Origin of the sequence: uncultured Hymenobacter sp., from assembly GCF_964243305.1 — a bacterium.
In the GTDB taxonomy this organism is placed as follows: domain Bacteria; phylum Bacteroidota; class Bacteroidia; order Cytophagales; family Hymenobacteraceae; genus Hymenobacter.
Map to the genome: position 1 here is coordinate 239,917 of NZ_CAXTEF010000001.1, position 19,898 is coordinate 259,814.

General features: G+C 61.5%; 21 protein-coding genes. 9 read left to right on the forward strand and 12 right to left on the reverse strand.

Annotated elements, in window-relative coordinates; all coding sequences use genetic code 11:
* Positions 1-29 precede the first annotated feature (29 nt).
* The 6 genes from ACFE70_RS01140 to ACFE70_RS01165 form a co-directional block, all read right to left on the reverse strand.
* Positions 30-407 carry a hypothetical protein gene (locus tag ACFE70_RS01140; protein ID WP_375415861.1) on the reverse strand — a complete coding sequence of 126 codons (378 nt, stop codon included), beginning with the start codon at positions 405-407 and terminating at the stop codon, positions 30-32.
* A 91-nt stretch (positions 408-498) separates the two neighbouring features.
* Positions 499-966, reverse strand: a complete 468-nt coding sequence (locus ACFE70_RS01145) for a DUF4268 domain-containing protein (RefSeq protein WP_375415862.1) — start codon at positions 964-966, stop codon at positions 499-501.
* A gap of 24 nt (positions 967-990) precedes the next feature.
* Positions 991-1,623 carry a Uma2 family endonuclease gene (locus ACFE70_RS01150; RefSeq protein WP_375415863.1) on the reverse strand — a complete coding sequence of 211 codons (633 nt, stop codon included), beginning with the start codon at positions 1,621-1,623 and terminating at the stop codon, positions 991-993.
* 63 nt (positions 1,624-1,686) lie between these two features.
* Positions 1,687-2,313 (reverse strand): uridine kinase, encoded by a 627-nt coding sequence (locus tag ACFE70_RS01155; protein WP_375415864.1) that lies wholly within the window; start codon positions 2,311-2,313, stop codon positions 1,687-1,689.
* Between the two features lie 193 nt (positions 2,314-2,506).
* A complete protein-coding gene (gene rdgB / locus ACFE70_RS01160; protein WP_375415865.1) occupies positions 2,507-3,091 on the reverse strand; it encodes an RdgB/HAM1 family non-canonical purine NTP pyrophosphatase in 585 nt (194 codons plus the stop codon).
* Positions 3,092-3,197: 106 nt separating this feature from the next.
* Positions 3,198-3,590 (reverse strand): hypothetical protein, encoded by a 393-nt coding sequence (locus ACFE70_RS01165; protein WP_375415866.1) that lies wholly within the window; start codon positions 3,588-3,590, stop codon positions 3,198-3,200.
* A 199-nt stretch (positions 3,591-3,789) separates the two neighbouring features.
* Here ACFE70_RS01165 and ACFE70_RS01170 point away from each other — a divergent pair, with 199 nt between their 5' ends.
* The 6 genes from ACFE70_RS01170 (at position 3,790) to ACFE70_RS01195 (ending at position 9,798) form a co-directional block, all read left to right on the forward strand.
* The gene (locus ACFE70_RS01170; protein WP_375415867.1) at positions 3,790-4,056 is read left to right on the forward strand and encodes a type B 50S ribosomal protein L31; all 267 of its coding nucleotides are present in this window, start codon (positions 3,790-3,792) and stop codon (positions 4,054-4,056) included.
* Between the two features lie 163 nt (positions 4,057-4,219).
* Complete coding sequence (locus ACFE70_RS01175; protein ID WP_375415868.1) at positions 4,220-5,434, forward strand: GlmU family protein; 1,215 nt, start codon at positions 4,220-4,222, stop codon at positions 5,432-5,434.
* Between the two features lie 130 nt (positions 5,435-5,564).
* Positions 5,565-6,701: an ATP-binding protein gene (locus tag ACFE70_RS01180; RefSeq protein ID WP_375415869.1), complete on the forward strand. Its 1,137-nt coding sequence runs from the start codon at positions 5,565-5,567 to the stop codon at positions 6,699-6,701.
* Between the two features lie 154 nt (positions 6,702-6,855).
* Positions 6,856-7,794, forward strand: a complete 939-nt coding sequence (gene hemC, locus ACFE70_RS01185) for a hydroxymethylbilane synthase (protein WP_375415870.1) — start codon at positions 6,856-6,858, stop codon at positions 7,792-7,794.
* Between the two features lie 216 nt (positions 7,795-8,010).
* Complete coding sequence (locus ACFE70_RS01190) at positions 8,011-8,652, forward strand: peptidylprolyl isomerase (RefSeq protein ID WP_375415871.1); 642 nt, start codon at positions 8,011-8,013, stop codon at positions 8,650-8,652.
* Positions 8,653-8,904: 252 nt separating this feature from the next.
* Positions 8,905-9,798 carry an SDR family oxidoreductase gene (locus ACFE70_RS01195; RefSeq protein ID WP_375415872.1) on the forward strand — a complete coding sequence of 298 codons (894 nt, stop codon included), beginning with the start codon at positions 8,905-8,907 and terminating at the stop codon, positions 9,796-9,798.
* A 144-nt stretch (positions 9,799-9,942) separates the two neighbouring features.
* Here the strand turns inward: ACFE70_RS01195 and ACFE70_RS01200 are convergent, their stop codons facing one another.
* Together ACFE70_RS01200 and ACFE70_RS01205 are read right to left on the reverse strand one after the other, a co-directional pair.
* The gene (locus ACFE70_RS01200) at positions 9,943-12,003 is read right to left on the reverse strand and encodes an OmpA family protein (RefSeq protein WP_375415873.1); all 2,061 of its coding nucleotides are present in this window, start codon (positions 12,001-12,003) and stop codon (positions 9,943-9,945) included.
* Positions 12,004-12,054: 51 nt separating this feature from the next.
* Positions 12,055-13,149, reverse strand: coding sequence for a tetratricopeptide repeat protein (locus ACFE70_RS01205; protein ID WP_375415874.1), 1,095 nt, complete (start codon positions 13,147-13,149; stop codon positions 12,055-12,057).
* A gap of 252 nt (positions 13,150-13,401) precedes the next feature.
* On the opposite strand from ACFE70_RS01205, the gene ACFE70_RS01210 reads away from it, so the two are divergent.
* Positions 13,402-13,824 carry a BrxA/BrxB family bacilliredoxin gene (locus ACFE70_RS01210; RefSeq protein ID WP_375415875.1) on the forward strand — a complete coding sequence of 141 codons (423 nt, stop codon included), beginning with the start codon at positions 13,402-13,404 and terminating at the stop codon, positions 13,822-13,824.
* A 186-nt stretch (positions 13,825-14,010) separates the two neighbouring features.
* On the opposite strand, the gene ACFE70_RS01215 is transcribed toward ACFE70_RS01210, so the two are convergent.
* The 4 genes from ACFE70_RS01215 to recQ all read right to left on the reverse strand — a co-directional run bounded on the left by ACFE70_RS01215 (position 14,011) and on the right by recQ (position 17,493).
* Positions 14,011-14,442 (reverse strand): EamA family transporter, encoded by a 432-nt coding sequence (locus ACFE70_RS01215; protein WP_375415876.1) that lies wholly within the window; start codon positions 14,440-14,442, stop codon positions 14,011-14,013.
* 97 nt (positions 14,443-14,539) lie between these two features.
* A complete protein-coding gene (locus ACFE70_RS01220) occupies positions 14,540-14,932 on the reverse strand; it encodes a PIN domain-containing protein (protein WP_375415877.1) in 393 nt (130 codons plus the stop codon).
* Positions 14,933-14,936: 4 nt separating this feature from the next.
* Positions 14,937-15,185: a hypothetical protein gene (locus tag ACFE70_RS01225; RefSeq protein WP_375415878.1), complete on the reverse strand. Its 249-nt coding sequence runs from the start codon at positions 15,183-15,185 to the stop codon at positions 14,937-14,939.
* A gap of 100 nt (positions 15,186-15,285) precedes the next feature.
* On the reverse strand, positions 15,286-17,493 hold the full coding sequence (recQ, locus tag ACFE70_RS01230; protein WP_375415879.1) for a DNA helicase RecQ: 2,208 nt from the start codon (positions 17,491-17,493) through the stop codon (positions 15,286-15,288).
* 287 nt (positions 17,494-17,780) lie between these two features.
* Here recQ and ACFE70_RS01235 point away from each other — a divergent pair, with 287 nt between their 5' ends.
* Together ACFE70_RS01235 and ACFE70_RS01240 are read left to right on the forward strand one after the other, a co-directional pair.
* On the forward strand, positions 17,781-18,779 hold the full coding sequence (locus ACFE70_RS01235) for an SIS domain-containing protein (protein WP_375415880.1): 999 nt from the start codon (positions 17,781-17,783) through the stop codon (positions 18,777-18,779).
* Between the two features lie 207 nt (positions 18,780-18,986).
* Complete coding sequence (locus ACFE70_RS01240) at positions 18,987-19,793, forward strand: M57 family metalloprotease (protein WP_375415881.1); 807 nt, start codon at positions 18,987-18,989, stop codon at positions 19,791-19,793.
* Positions 19,794-19,898: the final 105 nt, after the last annotated feature.

Consider the following 19,898-nt stretch of genomic DNA (forward strand, 5'->3'; position numbering starts at 1 on the left):
TAACTTTTAACTCATAACTCATAACTTCCTTAAGGCGCCTGCGGCGACAAGGCCACGGCCAGCAGCCGGGCCCGGAAGATTTCGCCGGCGCCAGGAGCAGCGGGAGCGGGCCGCGCTGCCACGGCCCGGCGCAGGCTGGTGCGCCAGGTGGCGGCGAAAACGGGCGGCGGCAGCCAGGCATCGGCGGCCGGCGCCACGAAGTGAGCCAGCGAAGCCGTGGCTTCGAGCAGCACTTTCTGCTTAATGACCGTGGCCTTGGCTGGGGCCGCAACCCGGCCTGAGCCCGCAGGGGGGGGTAGGGATAAGACGCTCACGGCGCGCTGGTTCAGGCCCAGCACGAGCAGCACCGAGGCGGTGAGCAGCGTGAAGCGCACAGAAAACCAGAAGCGGGAAAGAAGAAGCGGCATGGCGGCAAACGGGGACTACAAAGATAGGCCTCAGCCCCGAAAACTGCTTTGTCTGGTTGGCTCCGTCCTATTAATCCTGATTTATAGCCGCTTATAGCTGCCGCAGCTCCTCAAACGCGTACTGCGCGTCAGCCCAAAACGCATCGAGTGCGACGAGGCGGGGCTTGAAAAAGGAAATCAGCGCCGGCCAGCTCTCGCGGGCGAAGACGTTGGCCGGGCGCAGTTCCTGGTAGATGCCGCTCAGCGGCTGGCCGTGGGCGTCGGTGGCGTCGGCCTGCCAGGTCCATTCCTCGCCCAGCGTTTCGTGCAGCAGGGTTTTCAGGGCCTCAAACTGCTCGAAGAACAGCGCCCGCACGTCGGCGTCAGCTTGGGTTAGCTCGATGCTGATGCGGGCGCTTCGGGCGTCGGCGTGCAGGCGGAAGAACACGCCTTTCAGGCCGGTTTTGTAGTTCGTCCAGTTCACGGACCCGCCCTCGGCTGGCGGCACGGGCCGCATATACTGCCCGAACGCGGTCCAGAACTCCTGCCGCAGACGCGAGGCTTCGGCCTGAGAGTACATCGAAGGAAAAGAGGGGGTAGGGAATCAGGCCGCCCGCCGCAAGGGGCGCAAATCAAGCCGGAAACCGGGCAGCACGGGCTCGCCGCTCAGCTCCTGACCGTAGCCTTGAACGAGTTCTACGGCTTGGCCGGGGCGGTAGATGTACGCAGTTTCGGCTTCCACATCGAGCAAAAAGCCGAGTTGCGCACCGTTCGCCAGATATTCTTCCATTTTGGCTTGCAAGGTTGCCAGCCGGTCGGAAGGGGACCGGATTTCGACAACAAACTCCGGGCAAATAGCCAGAAAGCCGCCGGCTTGCTGCGCCATTGTGCGCGCCGCCCGGCTAAGCCAAGCAATGTCAGGCGAGCGCACGGCCCCGTTGGGCAGCACAAAGCCGGCCGACGACTCATAGGCGTGGCCCGCTACCGGCGCCTGCGTCTTATTCCAATGCTTGAGCTGGTAGTTGACTTCAGAGCCATCTTCGCTCGCGTCGGGGTAGGCGGGGGGCATGATAATAAGATTGTAATCGGAGTCCCGCTCCAGCCGAAATTGGGGATTTGCCTGGCAAAGTTCAAAAAAAGCTGCATCGGAAAGTTGCGTAGCGGGGGGAAGCCGCAAAACCACGGGACTGAGCACCAAGTCCATCTCTTGGGGAGCGCGAGCAGCTAGGGCGAGCATAGTCGTAAGGTTAATGAGTGATGGCTAGGCAAGATACGACCGCAGCCGCCAGCGGATAAGCCCCTACCCCCCTGCCGCCACTTTACCCCGCAAAAAGCCCACGAGTACTTCCAGGCCATTCTCAAAGTGCCTGTTATTAGGAATAATAATATCAGCCTCGGCTTTGAAGGGCTGAATAAACTTCTCGTAGGTCGGGGCCACGTGGTTGGCGTAGCGGTAGAGCACGTCGGCCAGGTCGTAGCCGCGCTCGTCGCGGTCGCGGATGATGCGGCGGTGCAGCTTGACGTGCTCCTGGGCGTCGATATACACTTTTAGGTTCAGCAGCCGGGCAATTTCCTCGAAGTAGAACACGAAGATGCCCTCTACCACCACAATGGGCGCGGGCCGGAACACCAGCTCCTGGGGCGTGGCATTAGAGTTATTAAACAGGTATTCCAGCCGGCGCACTTCCTGGCCCTGGCTAATGCGCAGCACGTCGGCAGCGTAGGCCTCGGAGTCGATGCTGACGGGCAAATCAAAATTTTCGACGCCCTGCGCGTCGCGGTGCTGCAACTCGCGGGGGTGGTAGTAGTTGTCCTGCGAAATCAGACAAATCTGCTCTTCCGGAAACGCGGCCAGCAGGCGGCGCAGAAACGTGGTTTTGCCCGAGGCGCTGCCGCCGGTGATGCCCACCAGGTAAGGAGTATTCATTTAACAGGTATCATTTAACATTTAACAGAGCTTGCAAAGCCAGCCGGCAACTGACCGGCCGGCCGCGCTAGCTCCTCCTACTGAGAAAGGACCTGCTTTCTCGGGCCAAAAAGGCAGGCAAAGTTCGGGTGCTTGCCGCCATTTGTAAGCCGGCGGTATTGCGTTCCCTGCTTATCGGCCGGTTTGTTGAATGTTAATTGATACTTGTTAAATGGCGCACCAGCCCGGCCACGGCCCGCGCCCGGTGGCTGATTTGGTTTTTCTCGGCCAGCGTCATTTCGGCAAACGTGCGGCCGTCGCCCTCGTCGGGCACAAAAATCGGGTCGTAGCCGAAGCCGCCTACCCCTTTGGGCGCCTCGGCGATGCGCCCCGGCACGACGCCTTCGAACAACTGCTCGGTGGCCGTCAGTCCCACCAGCGCTACCACGGTGCGGAAGCGCGCCGTGCGGTCAGCGGCGCCGCGCAGCTCCTTGAGCAGCCGGGCCACGTTGTCGTCGGCGCGGCGCTGTGGGCCGGCGTAGCGGGCCGAATACACGCCCGGTGCGCCGTGCAGGGCCGCTACTTCCAGGCCCGTATCATCGGCAAAGCAGGGCACGCCGTAGTGCTGCCAGACGTAGGCCGCTTTTTGCAAGGCGTTGCCTTTCAGGGTGTCCTGCGTTTCGGGCAACTCCTCGTGGCAGTTGATGTCGGCCAAGCTCAGCAGCACCAGGCCGGCGGGCAGCAGCGGCCGGATTTCGTCCAGCTTGTGGGCATTATTGGAAGCGAAACAGAGGCGCATTCAAGGAGATGATCAACTGGTAAGATGGTGAGCATCAGGTTCGGGCAGCACAAGCAAGGCCAGCGAAACAGCAGGCGCGCCAGCTCCCTATTTCGCTAGCTCACTGCTAGCGGAACATCAGCTTGATGGTGCTCCAGGAGCGCTGCACGGCGCTGGGCGGCGGCGACGCCGAGGGGGCAGGAAGCGGCGGCCCGCTCCTGTCGCCTTGGAGCGCGCTGGGGGGGTAGGCCAGCTGCGCCAGGCCGCGCTGAGCGGCGGGCGCCTGCGTGACGAGTTGCGCGGGGGTAGTGGTTGGCGCCGTTACCACTTCGGCCCAGCCGGCCCGCACGCCGCTGCTGCTATCGAGCACAACGGCGCAGGCCGTGACCGTGACCGCCACCACCGCCAGGCTGCCGAGCAGCAGCGCAACGGGTAAGCCGCGCGGCACCTGCTGGCTTCCCCTATCGGTATCGGGGCGACGGAAGCGACCTAATTGGCGAATAAAAGCAGCTGACAGCATACTGGCGAAGAGCCCGGAAAATCAGGCTTGTTTCAAAAGTAAACAAATTTTGCCCAGGCTCATCGGTGCCGCTTAGCCGTGCCGACACTGGCCAACTGAAAATCAGCGGCCTGGTTTGGCTAATCCGCTCAGGCGCCGTACTTTTGCAGTCCCTTCCGCAAAACCGGCGGGGCTCAGCTAGCTAACCCGGCATTCCGACATGAAAAAGGACACCCACCCCGAATACCGCGAAGTAGTGTTTCAGGACTCTTCTTCGGATTTTAAATTTATCACCCGCTCCACGATGACCTCGGCCGAGACCATCACGCTGGAAGACGGCAAGACCTACCCTGTGATTAAGGTGGAAGTGAGCAGCGCCTCGCACCCCTTCTACACCGGCAAAAATATGTTTATCGACACGGCCGGCCGCGTCGAGAAGTTCCGCAGCCGCTACTCGAAGAAAGAGCAGGCCAGCGACAACAAGTAAGCGCCAGATTTATAATTGACAAGAACTCCTGTCGGGCAGCCGGCAGGAGTTTTTTTGTGGAAGCTCTGACAGCTTGGACGGTCATCTAATCAGACCGTCATGCTTCGCTGCGCTCTGCATGACGGTCTAGTTCCCCTAGAGCCCACGTTTTACCTTTGCCGCCATGCACCTGCTTGTTTTCGACGACCCTGCCATTCGGCCGCACCTGCTGCCGTTTACCTTCACGCGGCCGGTCGGGGCACTGCGCTGCGGCATCCTCACCATCGCCGAGAAGTGGCAGCGGCGGCTGGCGTCGCCCACGGTCGGCTTTCTGACCGAGCCCTACCTGAAAGCCAAGTTTCCGGTCTGCGACGATGGCGTGGTGAGTGGCCCGGTGCTGGTGGTGAACGGCGCCGTGTGCCCCGACGCGCTGCTGGCCGCGCAGGTACGGGCGCTGGCCCCCAACGAAGGCCTCTACTGCGGCGAACTGCTGGTAGCGGCTCGCCTGGCCGATGCGTCGCTCGTGGCCGAGCTGATTCAGGATGGCCTGAGCCAAAAGGAAGTCGCCGAGCCCGTCACCGTCATCAGCCGGCCCTGGCACTTGTTTTTGCGTAACGGCGCCGAAATCCGCCGCGACTTCGAGCTGCTGACGGGGGGTAGGGAATCGGCCCCGATTACCGACCCGCACACCATCGTGTACGGCGCCGAAAACATCTTCCTGGAGCCGGGCGTGCAGATTCGGGCCGCCATTCTGAATGCCGAGAAGGGCCCGATTTACTTGGGTAAAGACAGCCAGGTGCACGAGGGCGCCATTATCAGCGGGCCGCTGGCTTTGGGCGAAGGCGCGCACGTGAACATGGGCGCCCGGCTGCGCGGCGACAACACCATCGGCCCCTACTGCAAGGTGGGCGGCGAAATCGCCAACAGCATCCTGCTGGGCTACAGCAACAAGGGCCACGACGGCTACCTGGGCAACTCGGTCATCGGCGAGTGGTGCAACCTGGGCGCCGACACCAACACGTCGAACCTGAAAAACAACTACGCCCCGGTCAAGGTCTGGAGCCACGCCGCCGCCCGCTTCGTCGACACGGGCCTGACCTTCTGCGGCCTGCTCATGGGCGACCATAGCAAGTGCGCCATCAACACCATGTTCAACACGGGCACGGTGGTGGGGGTAGGGGCCAATATTTTCGGGGCCGGCTTCCCACGCCAGTTTGTTCCGAGCTTCAGTTGGGGCGGCGCGGCCGGGTTTGAAACATTCAAGCTTGATAAAGCGGGCGAGGTAGCCGAGCGCGTCATGGCGCGGCGGCAGTTGGCCTATGATGAAGCGGAGCAGTCAATAATGAAAGAGGTGTTCGCGGCCACGGAGGGGGGTAGGGTTTGGGAAAAGGTGAAGTAATTAATCCGCTGTCATGCTGAGCTTGCGAAGCATCTTATCACGTCTGAGCGACGCAGTGATTAACTATTCTGGCTTCGTTCAGGCGTGACAGGATGCTTCGCAAGCTCAGCATGACGAACGTCTTACTAATATGCTCTTCTCCGCCATCCCCGCTCATACCGACCTCAAGCGCGTGCTCACGCAGGCGGCGCGGCGCGGCCACGTGGCCCACGCCCAGCTGTTTCGCGGGGCCGAAGGCTCGGCGGCCCTGGCCCTGGCCCTGGCCTACGCTACATTTCTGAACTGTGAGGGCCGGGCGGAGGCCGATGAAGACAGCTGCGGGACCTGCGCCTCGTGCCTGAAAACCAGCAAGCTGGCGCACCCGGACTTGAATTTTATTTTTCCCGTCACCACGACCAAGGCTGTGAGCAAGGACGCCACGAGCCAGAAGTTCGCGGCCGAGTGGCGGGCGTTTCTGCTCGAAAATCCCTACCAGGGCTTCAACGACTGGATGCAGTTTATCGGCGCCGAAAACCGGCAGGGCAGCATCGCCAAGGATGAGGCCGGCGCGCTGCTCAAGCTGGTCTCGCTCAAGGCGTTTGAGGCGAAGTTCAAGATTGCCATCGTCTGGCTGCCCGAGCTGATGCACCCGGCCGCCGCCAACGCCGTGCTTAAGCTGTTGGAAGAGCCGCCCGGCGCCACGGTTTTTCTGCTCGTCAGCCACGCGCCAGAGCAACTCTTGCCTACCATTCTGAGCCGGGTGCAGCCCGTGGTGGTGCGCCCGCTGCGCGAGGACGAGCTGACCGCCTACCTGCGCGACGCCCAGCACCTGCCCGAAGCCAAAGCCCGGCAGGTCGCGCAATTGGCTGAGGGAAATATTGGCGCCGCCCTGGACAGTCGCGAGAAAAGCGCCGACCACGACTATTTCGCCTTCTTCCGCGAGTGGATGCGCCTGTGCTTCGGCTTTCACACCAAGGCGGCTGAGATTCTCAAGCAGAGCGAAGAGTTTCAGAAGCTGGGCCGCGAAAACCAAAAAGAGCTGCTGAGCTACGCGCTGGGCCTTTTGCGCAAGGTGTTGCTCTACGGCCTCGACCCGGCGCTGGTGCCGCACCTGCCGGCCGCGGAGCAGGATTTTATTCACCGCTTCAGCCGTTTCATCACCCTGCGCAACGCCGATCAGCTTACCCAGGAGCTGAACGATGCCCACTACCATGTCGAGCGCAATGCCAACCCGCGCATGGTGTTTGTCGATACGTCGCTCAGAGTGGGCGGGCTTTTGAAGATTTGAAGAGTGAGAGCATCGCTAAAAGAACGTCATGCTGAGCGCCAGCGAAGCATCTCGCGGGCAGTAGTAATCAACGGTAAACAACGATTACATTATTTCCCCTGGCGAGATGCTTCGCGCTGCTCAGCATGACCGTCAGACATTAAGCATTAAAGCCTTGAACCCAACTAAAATTCGCCTCGGCACCCGCGGCAGCCGCCTTGCCCTCTGGCAGGCCGAACACGTGGCCCAACTCCTGAATCAGGCCGGTCTGGCGACCGAAATCGTGATTATCCAAACCATCGGCGACAAGGTGCTTGACCGCTCGCTGGATAAAATCGGGGCCAAGGGTGTGTTCACCGAGGAGCTGGAAGTCAGCCTGCGCCGCGGCGAAACGCACCTGGCCATCCACTCGGCCAAGGACGTGCAAAGCGCCCTACCCCCCGATTTGGAGCTGCTGGCCTTCCTGGCGCGCGAAAAAGTGAACGACGTGGTGCTGAGCTTCGACGAGAGCTTCTCGCTCGACAAGCCCGGCATCGTGCTCGGCACCAGCAGCACCCGGCGCCGCGCCCAGCTGCGGCGCTTCTACCCCCTGGCCCAGACCGCCGAGTCGCGCGGCAACCTGCAAACTCGCCTGCGCAAGCTCGAAGAGGGACAGTTCGACGGCCTCGTGCTGGCCTACGCCGGCGTGCACCGCATGGGCTACGACGAGCTGATTCGCTACACCTTGCCCGAAACGCAGTTCGTGCCCGCCACCGGCCAGGGCAGCGTGGCCGTGGAGTGCGCCAAAAGCCTCGACGCCGACCTGAAAGCGCAGCTCAAGCAAGTGCTCGATGACCCCGCCACCCACACCTGCCTGAGCGCCGAGCGTGCCTTTCTGCGCACGATGGAAGGCGGGTGCAGCATTCCGTCGTTCGCGCTGGCCCGGCTCGGGACCAATGGGGCGCTGACGCTGCACGGCGGCATCATCAGCCTCAGCGGCGAAGAGCTGGTGGCCGAAACGCTGACTACGCCCACTGCTGCCGGCGCCGAGGTGTTGGGCGTGCAGGTGGCCGAAAGCGTGCTCAGCCGCGGCGGCGAGCAGATTCTGGCTAGTATCCGCCAACATAGGGGGTAGGGAACTGGGGCACAACCGGAGAAGAGAGTCCTGCGGCTTTTTCCGCTGCCAGGCTATTTCTGTCAGGCTATTCTTTGGGCGCAACAATTCCCTACCCCCTCCTGTGGCGTTAGCGTAGCCCAGCCATTGCCAAAGCTGCCTCATCATACCAAGCTGGCAGGCGCAACGTAGTTTTGCCCCATTATTCAGTGCCAAACTCGCCGCTTAAAACTTTTTATGTTTCGCTATTCCCGCTTTCTGCTTCAGTTGCTCGCGTGCGTCCTGCTGGCCGGCCCCTTGCTGGCGGCCAAGCCCCCTAGGAAAAGCAAGAAGGATGAGGTGGTCACTATTAGCACCTCGCTCGGCGACATTCGCCTGATTCTTTTTGACGACACGCCCCTGCACAAGGCCAATTTTCTGGCCAAGGCCAAGAGCGGCTTCTACACCGGCACCACGTTTCACCGCGTCATCCCGGAGTTTATGGTGCAGGGTGGCGATGCGAACTCCAAAGACCAGGACCCCGGCAACGACGGCCTGGGCCAGCCCGGCGCCCCCACCATCCCGGCCGAGCTGTCGGCCGGCCATCAGCACGGGTATGGTGCCGTGGCCGCCGCCCGCCAGGGCGATATGGTCAACCCGCAGCGCGCCAGCAGCAGCGCGCAGTTTTACCTGGTCGAGAAGCACGACGGCACCCACTTCCTCGACGGGCAGTACACGGTTTTCGGCCAGGTCATTCAGGGCCTCGATGTGATTGATAAAATCGCCGCCCAGCCTAAGGACGACCGCGACCGGCCCTTGTCGGACGTGAAAATGACCGTCAAAGTCGAGCGGCTCAAGAAGAAGAAGATAGCCGAGCTGTACGGGTATAAGTATCAATAAATCAGCAACCCAGAACGTCATGCTTTATCTGGCGTCCGCTTGCCAAAGCATCTCGCTCGGGGAGCTGACTTAATCGTTGTTACCAATTGATTACTTCCCCTGGCGAGATGTCTCGGCAAGCTCGACATGACCGCCTGGCAGCTTAGTTACTTCCCCACGCAAGATGCTTGGGCTCCGCCGCGCTCTTGATTTGATGCTTCACTGCGCTCAGCATGACGTTCTTTGGTCTTTCAACTCCTGAATTTTGAGTTCATGAAAATTCTGATAACTGGCTCTAACGGCCTGCTGGGCCAGAAATTAGCCGAGCTGCTACGCCAGCAGCCCGACGTGGCCATCGTGGCTACCTCGCGCGGCGCCAACAAGCTGGCTGGTCTCTATCCCGACTTGCCCTTCGCGGCCCTCGACGTGACCGATGCGGCCCAGGTGGCCCAAGTGCTGGATAAACAGCGGCCCACCCACGTCATTCACACCGCTGCTATGACCAACGTGGACGAGTGCGAGCTGAACCACGAGCCCTGCTGGGCGCAGAACGTGACCGCGGTTGAGCACCTGGTCGCCGCCTGCGCCGCGCGCCGTATTCACCTCACCCACGTCAGCACCGACTTCATTTTCAGCGGCGAGCACGGCCCGCTGACCGAGGAGGCCACGCCCGCGCCGGTCAATTTCTACGGCGAAAGCAAGCTCGCCGCCGAGCGGGTTGTGCAAGCCAGCGCCGGCCCGTGGGCCATTGCCCGCACCGTGCTGGTCTACGGCACCGCCCACGACTACGGCCGCTCCAACATCGTGCTCTGGGTGCGCGACTCGCTGCGGGCCGGCAAGACTATCCAGGTAGTTGACGACCAGTGGCGCACGCCCACGCTGGCTGAAGATTTGGCCCAGGGCTGCTGGCTGCTGGCCCGGCACAGCGCCCAGGGCATCTACAACATCTCGGGCCGCGAGCTGCTGACCCCGTATGCAATGGCCTTGCAGGTAGCCGACCATTTTCAGCTCGATAAAAGCTTGATTACCAAGGCCGACGGCAGCATCTTCACCCAGCCCGCCCGCCGCCCGCTGCGCACGGGCTTTATTATTGAGAAAGCTGAGCGCGAGCTGGGTTATCAGCCCCACTCATTCGCCGAGGGCATTGAGCTGGTAGGAGGGGGGTAGGGGGCAGGAAAAAAGAGAACGTCATGCTGAACGCAGTGAAGCATCTCGCTCGCGTCGTTGAACGGTTGAATTAGTTCACCACGCGAGATGCTTCACTCCGCTGCGCTGCGTTCAGCATGACGTTCTTTTGCTTTCCCTACCCCCCTACTTCGCCACCACCTTGAACTCGGTGCGCCGATTCAGCTGGCGGTTGACCTTATTCGTGTTGGGCAGCACGGGCTTCGTGTCGCCGTAGCCGGCAGCGGTGAGGCGCTCGCCGCTCACGCCCTTGCCCACGAGGTAGGCTACCACGGCTTGGGCGCGGCGCTGGCTCAGGTCGCGGTTGGTGGCGGCGGTGCCCACGTTGTCGGTGTGGCCGGCCATTTCCAGCTTCAGGGCAGGCTGCTCTTCGAGGAGTTTGAGCAGGCGGCTCAGCTCGGCGGTGCTTTCGGGGCGAAGCGTGGCCTTGCCGGTGTCGAAAAAAATGTTGCGCAACACGATGGTCGTGCCCACTTCCAGCTTCTTGAGCTGCACGTCCTTGACCACTTCGGCATACGTGGCGGCGGCGGGCAAATCGAAGTTTTCGGAGTGAAACAGGTAGCCGTCCTGCCGCACCACGATGCCGTAATTAATACCCGAGGGCAGGCTCACCAGGTAGCGGCCCGACACGCCGTTGGCCTGAAACGTGGCGATGCTCTCGCCCCGCAGGTTGTCAATCACGTCGATGGTCGCGGCCACGGGCTGCTTGCTCAGCGCGTCAGTCACTACCCCCTTCAAAATAGTCACCTTGGCCGTGGTCACGGCCACGGCCGGCGCCAGCTGTGTCTCCTTGATGGGCTGGGCGCGGCCGGCCAGCAAGGGCTCTTCCTGGCTGAAAGCGGGCTGCTTTTCGGGCCCCAGAAACGTGATGCGGTAGATATCCTTGCTGCCCAGCCCGCCGGCCCTATCCGAGGAGTAATAGCCGTGGCGGCCCGAGGCCGAGGTGACCAGAAACACGTCGTCGTCGGGCGTATTGATGGGCCAGCCCAGGTTTTCGGGCGCGCTCCACTGCCCGTTGTCGCCGAGCGTAGTCTTGAAAATGTCGTAGCCACCCATCGAGTTGTGGCCTTCCGACGAGAAGTACATGGTCTTGCCGTCGGGCATCAGAAACACGCCTTCCTCGCCGTAGGGCGTGTTGATGACCGGCCCCAGGTTCCGGGCCTTGTCGGTGCCCTCGATGGTGATGCGGTAGATGTCGCGCCCGCCGCGCCCGCCCTCGGGCTTGTCGGACACGAAGTACAGGCTGCGTCCGTCGGGCGTGTAGCAAGCCGACGACTCGTGGTACTTGGTGTTGATGCGCGAGCCCAGGCGGCGGGGCTTGCTCCAGGCCGCGCCCTCCAGGTTGGCCTCGTTGAGGTCGCCGCCGTTTTCCTCCACGTACACCAGCATCCGCTGGCCGTCGGGCGCGATGCCCACGGTCGCGTCGTGGCCGCCGGTGTTGACGGGTGCGCCCAGGTTGCGGGCCGGAATCCACTGGTTGTCGGCGCTGATTTGAGCCAGGTAGATGTCCTCGAAAAAGCCCTCGCTGTTGCGCTCGCGCTGCCCGCCCGTCGAGCCGGGCCGGCGCGAAGTAAGCAGCAGCACCGACTCATCAGCCGAAACCAGCGGCCCATAATCCGGGCCGGCCGAGTTGATGGCCGGCCCCGCATTATCGATGAAAACCCGCGCCGGCCGGGCTTGCAGCTCGATGCCGTTGCGGCACTCCTGAATGCGGCGGGCCAGGTCGGCAGCGGTCACGGTTTCGCCGGCCCGGTCGTCGGCCAGGGGCCGGGCCCGCTGGTATTCGGCAATGGCTTCGCTCCACTTCGCATTCAGGTGCAGGGCCCGGCCCAGCAGATACGACAGGCGGGCGCTGGCTTCGGGGTGCAGCTGCTGGGCTTTCTGCAAATAAGCAAGGGCGGCGGGCTTGGTGTCGGAGTGCAGGTAGGCTTCGCCGATTTTCAGGTTCAGGGCCGCGTTGCTGGGGTTCACGGCGGAGGCGCGCAGGTAGTGGGGTAGGGCGGCGGCGTAGCGGGCCGGGTCGGCTTCGGCCTCCGCGTCGCCGAGCTTGATTTCGCGCAGGGCCAGCTTGAGGTTTTCGCGGTCGGGCAGGTCTTCCTTGGTAAACTCTGCGTTTTGGGCGGCGCCTGACCGCGCCGCGCCAAGCAGCAGAAAAGAAGCTAGTAAAGGCTTGAATAGATTTCGCATCGTCAAAAGCAATAGCAGTTAAAAAGAAGTATCCCCACCGGCCGGGCCATTCTACTTCACGGCCGCCTGGTCGGGCTGGTCGGTGGCGCTGCCGCAGCCCGATTGGGCGGCGTAGGCCGTGCCGCTGGCCAGGCCCAGGGCGGCGGCGCGCAGCCAGTCCTGGCAGGCGGCGTCGGGCTGGCGCAGCATTTCGCGGGCGTGGCCGCGGTTGAGGTAGGCTTCGGCGAAGCCAGGGTTCAGCGCAATGGCCTGGCTGGCGTCGGCCTCGGCCTGGGCGTAGTCTTGCATTTTCAGCTGCGCGGCGGCGCGGTTGTTCCAGGCAAAAGCGTAGCGCGCATCCAGCGCCACGGCCTTGCTGAAGTCTTCAATAGCGCCCTTGTAATCCTTGTTTTCGGCGCGAGCAGTGCCGCGGTTGGTATAGGCCAGCGCGTTGGTCGCGTTCTGCCGGAGGTAGTCGTCGTAGTCGGCCAGCGCCTCGGTCAGCTTGCTGGCCCGGCGCCGCACGGCGGCCCGGTTGAGCAAGGCCGGCAGCAGGGTGGGCTGGGCGGCCAGCGCTTTGGTGTAGTCGGCTTCGGCGGCGGCTAGGTCGCCGAGCTGCCGGGCGGTGCTGGCGCGGTCGTGGTAGGCGTGGGCGTAGGCCGGGTCGGCTTTGAGGGCGGCGTCGAAGTCGGCGCGGGCGGCCGGGTAGTTGCCCTTTTCGAAGCGCAGCACGCCGCGGCTGTACCAGGCCGGCGCGAAGCCCGGCTGCGCCTGCACGGCAGCGGTATAGTCCTGCTCGGCCTCCGCACTTTGCTTCAAGGCTTCGCGGGCCTGGCCGCGCCCAAAAAACGAGTTGTAGGAGCCCGTGGGGTCTAGTTTCAAGGCTTCGGTGTAGTCGGCCACGGCCTGCTCAAACTCCTTTAGCTCGTAGCGTACGGCGCCCCGGTTGGCGTAGGCCTGCGCGAAGTTGGGCCGCGCGGCCAGCGCCTGCGTGAAGCTGGCCAGCGCGGCCGGGTAGCTTTTAGCCTGCGCGCTGGCCACGCCGCTGTTATAAGCCAGCTCGGCGGTTTGCTTGCCGGGCAGGGTTTTGGCCCGCACCGAATCGACTTGCGCCCGGCTGGCCAGCGGCAGCGCCAGGAAGAGGGTGATAAGCAGTTTGTTTTGCATTTTATTTAGTAATAATGCTTCAAATAACCCGATGAGAGCGAAGTTATTGCATTTTTATCTTGTATCAAACTGTTAATCCTGTCAACGCCGTTCTTTCCCGCCGCCCAGCTCAGCGCCGCCAGCCGGGCCGGGCCGAACCTTTCAACCACGCCCCGGCTTTTAGCAAAGCACGCCGGGCCAGCCCGGCAGTTGTAATTTTGCCTTTGGCAACGGCCTGTTGCTCCTTCCTTTTCATTTCCCTACCCCCTTTCAATGTCAACCTACCCCGAATACATGGTGGCTCCCATTCGCCAGGACCTGGTGGAAGCCGGCTTCGAGCAGCTCATGACGCCCACCGAAGTTGATGCCGCCCTCAACGACACCGAAGGCACCGTGCTCGTGGCCGTGAACAGCGTTTGCGGCTGCGCCGCCGGCAAGGCCCGCCCGGCCCTGAAAATGGCCCTGGCCAGCGCCGAGAAAAAGCCCAGCAAGCTCGTCACGGTGTTTGCTGGCATGGAAACCGACGCCGTGGCCAAGGTGCGCGAGCACCTGCTGCCCTACCCCCCCTCCTCGCCCTGCATCGCCCTGTTCAAGGATGGTGAGCTGGTGCACATGATTGAGCGCTACCACATTGAGGGCAACGACGCCATGCGCATCGTCAACAACTTGCAAGGCGCGTTCGAGGAGTATTGCTAAATCATAGATGTTGCAGATTAACCGTGATGAAAGCCGATGCAGACGGCGCTAATCTGTCCCGCAACGGTCTGTGATAGTGTTGATTGCCAGTGCCTTATTATATTGAACGCAAAAAACCGCCCTGATTTCAAGGCGGTTTTTTGCGTTCAAGCCACTATGCTTTCTGAAAGCAGCTGGCTAACCCGCTCACTCTCCGGCTGGTTTGGTAAAGGCAATCAGCAGTGCGCCGCTGCCCATCATAACGGCGCCGAGGATAATTTGCCAGGTCAGCTTTTCTTTCAGAAAAATGGCCGCCAGCGTCACCGAGAATACCAGTGCCACGTTGGTCAGCGGCGACACGCGCGAGGCGTTGCCGAGTGATAAGGCTCGGAAAGACAGCAGCGACGAAACGCCCGTCAGCACTCCCGCCGCCAGCAGAAACAGCCAGCTGCGGCGCTCTATCTTGCCCAGCTCGGGCAGCAGCTTCTGCCAAAGCACCGTGCTCCAGGCCACGATTAAAATCAATACGCTTTGGATGGCGAAGGCCAGGCTTGGTGGCACATTCCGAAGCCCGGCCTTGGAGAGGATGACCACGACGGCTGAAACCAGCGCCGCCAGCAGCGCAAAGAAAATCCACATTACCCGGGGGTGAAAAGCCAGCGTTCAGCCTGGTGCTGCCGATGCTTACGCCTGCCCCGCGTCAGGGTTGGCCCGGCGCCGACGCATGAGCGGCCAGTTAAACGAACGGATTAATAATCCGTAACCGGCCCTCAATTAGCTGATTGTGCTGAAAGTCAGCTGAGTACAGAGTAGTACAATTTGCTTCTAGCGCGGCGGCCACAACGATGCTGTCGAAAAGCTGGAAGTCGTAGCGCGCCAGCAGGCGGGCCGCCAGGGCCAGGGTGCTGTGAGTCGTCGGCGCAATCTTACATACGGCAAACACCAGGTTGCACCGGCGTAGCACTTCGTCTTTCGGTACGGGCAGCAACCGGCGGGAGATGTTCAAATACTCGGTAATCACCTGCTGGCTGATTACCGGCTCTTGGCTGGTTAGCTGTTCCGCCACGATACGGGTCTGTTGCTGAATGTCGTCGTACAAGTGCACCAAAATATTGGTGTCGACTGCCACTCGCTCAGCCGTCATAATTGTTTGCTTCGTCGCGGTCGAACTTATAGTTGCTTAAATCAACCCGCACCCCATCAAAAATGGAGCGAACGTGCGCAAGGCGCTGCTCCGTATCTGCGGCTGACAACCCGCCTTGCCCCGGTACGTCAGTTGGCCGTAACTCAAATGCGAGCACCTCAATTTCTTTGCCCACTAGGTCATCCGGCAATTCCAGCGTCAGAATATTGCTGGTCGGAATCATAATTTCACGTATCATAGTCAAGTCAATTTAACGCTTACACTCCTGCCATCGCAACAACGCGCGGGCTCCCAATTAATCCGTCCAATCCGTTAGAATCTGCTTAATCTGCGTCCGCTTAGTTCGCCACCTCGCTAATAAACTTAATGCGCATCAGGCGCAGCTCTTCCTCGGTATAGTCCTCGTCGCCCAGCTTCTGCAACGCGACGGCGATGCTGTCGGTGCTCGCGTTCATGAAGTAGTCGTACATCTCCTCCTGCCGCTCCTCCTCAATCATGCCCTGAATATAATAATCCAGGTTGAGGCGGGTGCCGGAGTAGCAGATGTGCTCGATTTCCTCCATTAGCTCAACCATGCCGATGCCTTTGGACGAGGCAATGTCCTCCAGGTTCATCTTCTTGTCAATCTGCTGGATAACGTAGATTTTTATCTTCGAGCGGTTCACCGCCGACTTTACAATCACGTCGGCTTCGGTCTCGATGTCGTTGTCTTCGACGTACTTCTTAATCAAGGCCACGAACGGCGCGCCGAACTTGCTAGCCTTGCCTTGCCCTACCCCCGACACGTGGGTCAGGTCGTTGAGCGAAGTCGGGAAAGTCGTTGCCATTTCCTTCAGGCTTGGGTCCTGGAAGAGCACGTAGGGCGGCAGGTTTTTCTGCTTGGCAACCTGCTTGCGCAGCTCCTTGAGCTGGGTGAACAAGGCTTCGTCGTGGCCGGCGGCCTGCTGCTCGTCGGCGCGCTCCTCATCGGCCTGCACCTCGGCGTCGAAGTTGTGGTCTTTGGTAAGCGTGAGGGGGTAGGGATTCTCAATGAAGTCCATGCCGGCCGAGGTCACGCGCACGAGCCCGATGTTGTCGATGTCCTTTTCCAGCAAGCCATTGAGCAGGCATTGGCGCAGCACCGAATGCCAGAAGCCCATGTCGCCCAGCGCCTTGCCTTGCCCATACACCGGCAGCGCGTTGTGGGCGTAGCTCTCGATGTGCGGATTACTCAGGCCCAGCAGCACCTGCGCCACGTGCTCGAAGTTAAAGCGGCACTCAGTCTGCACCACGGTGCGCAGGGCCAGCCCGACAGCTTCTTCGCCCTCAAACCGCTCCTTGGGGTGGCGGCAGTTGTCGCAGAAGCCGCAGTCCGTGGCCATGTGCTCGCCGAAATAGTGCAAAAGCTGCCGCCGCCGGCACACCGCGCCCTCGGCGTAGTTGGTCATCTCGGCCAGCAGCTGCCGGGCGTTGTCGCGCTCGGTGACGGGCTTGTCCTTGCTGAATTTTTCGAGCTTCAGAATATCGTCGTAGCTGTAAAACATCAGGCAATTGCCTTCCAGGCCATCACGGCCGCCGCGGCCGGTTTCCTGGTAGTAGCCCTCAATGCTCTTGGGCGCGTCGTAGTGAATCACGAAGCGCACATCGGGCTTGTCGATGCCCATGCCGAAGGCAATGGTGGCCACGATAACGTCACATTCCTCGTTCAAGAACGCATCCTGATTATCAATGCGCACCTGCTGGTCCAGGCCCGCGTGGTAGGGCCGGGCCCGCACGCCGTTCACTTTTAGCAGCTCCGCGATTTCCTCGACTTTCTTGCGGCTCAGGCAGTAGATGATGCCGGCCTTGCCCTTGTGCGAGTGCACGTACTGAATGAGCTGCTTCTTGGTGTTGTGCTTGGCCCGAACTTCGTAGTACAAATTGGTGCGGTTGAACGAGGTTTTAAACACGTTCGCGTCATCCATTTGCAGGTTTTTTTGGATGTCGAGCTGCACCTTGGGCGTGGCCGTGGCCGTGAGGGCAATGATGGGAATGCGCCCGCCCAGATTGTCAATAATGCCGCGAATCTTGCGGTATTCCGGCCGGAAGTCGTGGCCCCATTCCGAGATGCAGTGGGCTTCGTCGATGGCGACAAACGAGATGTTGGTTTGCTGCAAAAAGGCGATGGTGTCGTCCTTGGTCAGGCTTTCGGGCGCGACGTAGAGCATCCGCACGTCGCCGCGCACCACGTCCTTTTTCACCCGGTTCATCTCCGTTTTGGTCAAGGTCGAGTTGTAGACCTGGGCATTGATGCCGAAGGCGCCCATCTGGTCTACCTGGTTCTTCATCAGGGCGATAAGCGGCGAGATGACGATGGCCGTGCCGGGCAGCACCAGGGCCGGCAGCTGGTAGCAGAGGCTTTTGCCGGCGCCCGTGGGCATGATGACAAACGTGTTGTGGCCGCCCATCACATTCTGAATAATGGCCTCCTGCACCCCCCTGAACTGGCCGTAGCCGAAAACTTCTTTTAAGGTGCCCTTCAGGTCGGCGAGGGGGGTAGGGGCGGTTTCGAGCACGTTCGTCAGCATAAGGCAGCGGGGCAGGCGGGGTAGTCGCAGAAAGTGAGGTGGTAAACGAAGATAAGCACGAGTTTAAATTAGGATTATGATTACGTGCTCTTTTTCCAGTTTTAGGCTAAAATAAATCTCTTGAATTGCTAAGCGCCCTTGGGTAAGTAGAAACCCAGCGCGGCGGCGGGCGGGCGGCGGAGTTCACAGTTTGCCCATTACTACGCAGTAGGATTTTCGCCCGAACTCCGCTCAACTCGCCTGACCTTTGCCGCCCCGGCCGGCGCTTTAGCGGCCTTCGTTCGCCCATGCTCCCTACCCCCCTCCCCGCCACCAACCTGCTCGGCGTTGCCCGGCAGGTCCTGCTTGAAGAAGCCGCCGCCTTGCGCGATGTGGCCGCCGCGCTCGGTACCACGCCCGATTTTGAAAATTGCGTCCGTGCCATTCTCCGGCTCGAAGGCCGCGTGGTGGTGACGGGCATCGGCAAGAGCGCCCACATTGCGGGCAAAATCGTGGCCACGCTTAATTCGACGGGCACGCCGGCCTTGTTCATGCATGCTGCCGACGCCATTCACGGCGATTTGGGCATGATTCAGCCCCAGGATTTCGTGGTCGCCATCAGCAAATCGGGCGACACGCCCGAAATCAAAGTGCTCGTGCCTTTGCTGCGCCGCAAGGGGGTAGGGCTGGCCGCGCTCGTCGCCAATGCGGACTCTTACCTGGCTCAGCAGGCCGATTTCGTGCTGCACGCGCCGGTGCGGCGCGAGGCCGGCCCCCACGACCTGGCCCCCACGACCAGCACCACGGCCGCGCTGGGCCTGGGCGACGCGCTGGCCGTGTGTCTGCTCGAGGCCCGGCAGTTCACGCCCCAGGACTTTGCCCGCCTGCACCCCGGCGGCACGCTGGGCAAGAAGCTTTACCTGAAAGTGGGCGATTTGAGCCGCCAGAACCAGCGCCCGCACGTGCCGGAAGGTGCCTCACTCAAGGAAGTGCTGCTCGAAATATCTGGCAAGCGCCTCGGCGCCACCGCTGTGCTCGACGCGGCCGGCGCGCTGGCCGGCATCATCACCGACGGCGACCTGCGCCGGATGCTGGGCGGGCAGCTAGGCCACATCACGGACCTGGAAAGCGTCCGCGCCCGCGACATTCTCACGCCCCGCCCGGCCACGATTGAGGTCGATGACTTTGCCGCTGAAGCCCTGGCCCGGATGCAGGCCCGCAACATCACCCAGCTCGTGGTGACGGAGGCCGGCCGGTTCGCGGGCTTCATTCACTTGCACGATTTGCTGCGCGAAGGGCTGGTGTGATACTGGCAGTCTCGCCCGACGCACTACCTCCAGCAGCACAGAAGGCGGTCAAAGGTGGTTAGCATGACTATACTGAGAATAAATTTAATGTAACAAATACCCAAACTACAAAAAGTATAACATTCGGGCGTTTTTATGGTGAATTTTTAGAGATATGATAATCTTCCTCTAGGTTTAATGAAAATTTCACCCTAATTCCATCCAAACATGATGAAGTTTACAAAATCCGCTGTGCTGGCTTTGTGCGGCGCCGCGTCTCTCTCGTTGGCCGGCTGCCAGAAACAGGAAGAAGCGGCGGCCAAGCCGGAGCTTTCGGCCGAAACCATCAGCCAGATTAAGGCCCTGGGCTTCGGCACTGCCGACGCCAAGGCGGTAGAAGGTGGCGTGCTGGTAGAAGGCGACATTCTGCTAACCCCAGAGGTGCTGGCCAGCAAAGCCGACTATAACATGCTGCGCGTGGGCGACGACGAGCAATACCGCACCACCAACGTGGTGAGCGTGGGCTCGGGCCGCACCATCAACGTGGCCATCTCTACCTCTCTGCCCTCCACGTATGTGGCGGCCGTGGATGAGGCCATCCGCCGCTTCAACGCCGAGGGCCTGCTCCTCCGCTACCGCCGCGTCTCATCGGGCTACAACACACTGCTCACCGCCGCACCCAGCGGCTCGACCTACCTGGCGTCGGCTGGCTTTCCGTCGGGCGGCAACCCTTTTTCCAGCGTAAAAGTGAACGTGGGCGCCATTGGCAGTAACCCTAATACCAACTACCTGGCCACCATTCTGGCGCACGAGCTGGGCCACACCATCGGCTTCCGCCACACCGACTATGCCGACCGGAGCTACAGCTGCGGCGGAGCCTACACCAACGAAGGCGCCAGCGACGTAGGCGCCATCCTGATTCCGGGTACGCCCAGCGGCCCCGACCCGAACTCGTGGATGCTGGCCTGCATCGGCACCGGCGCCAACCGCTACTTCAACACCAACGACCGCACTGCCCTGCGGTACATCTACTAATAGGGCGCAGCGACTGACTCAAAGCAAACCCTGGCTCATTGGAGCCGGGGTTTTGCATTTTTTCAGTAATAGTCTGGCTGAACTGATTAGATTGTCTAATCTACC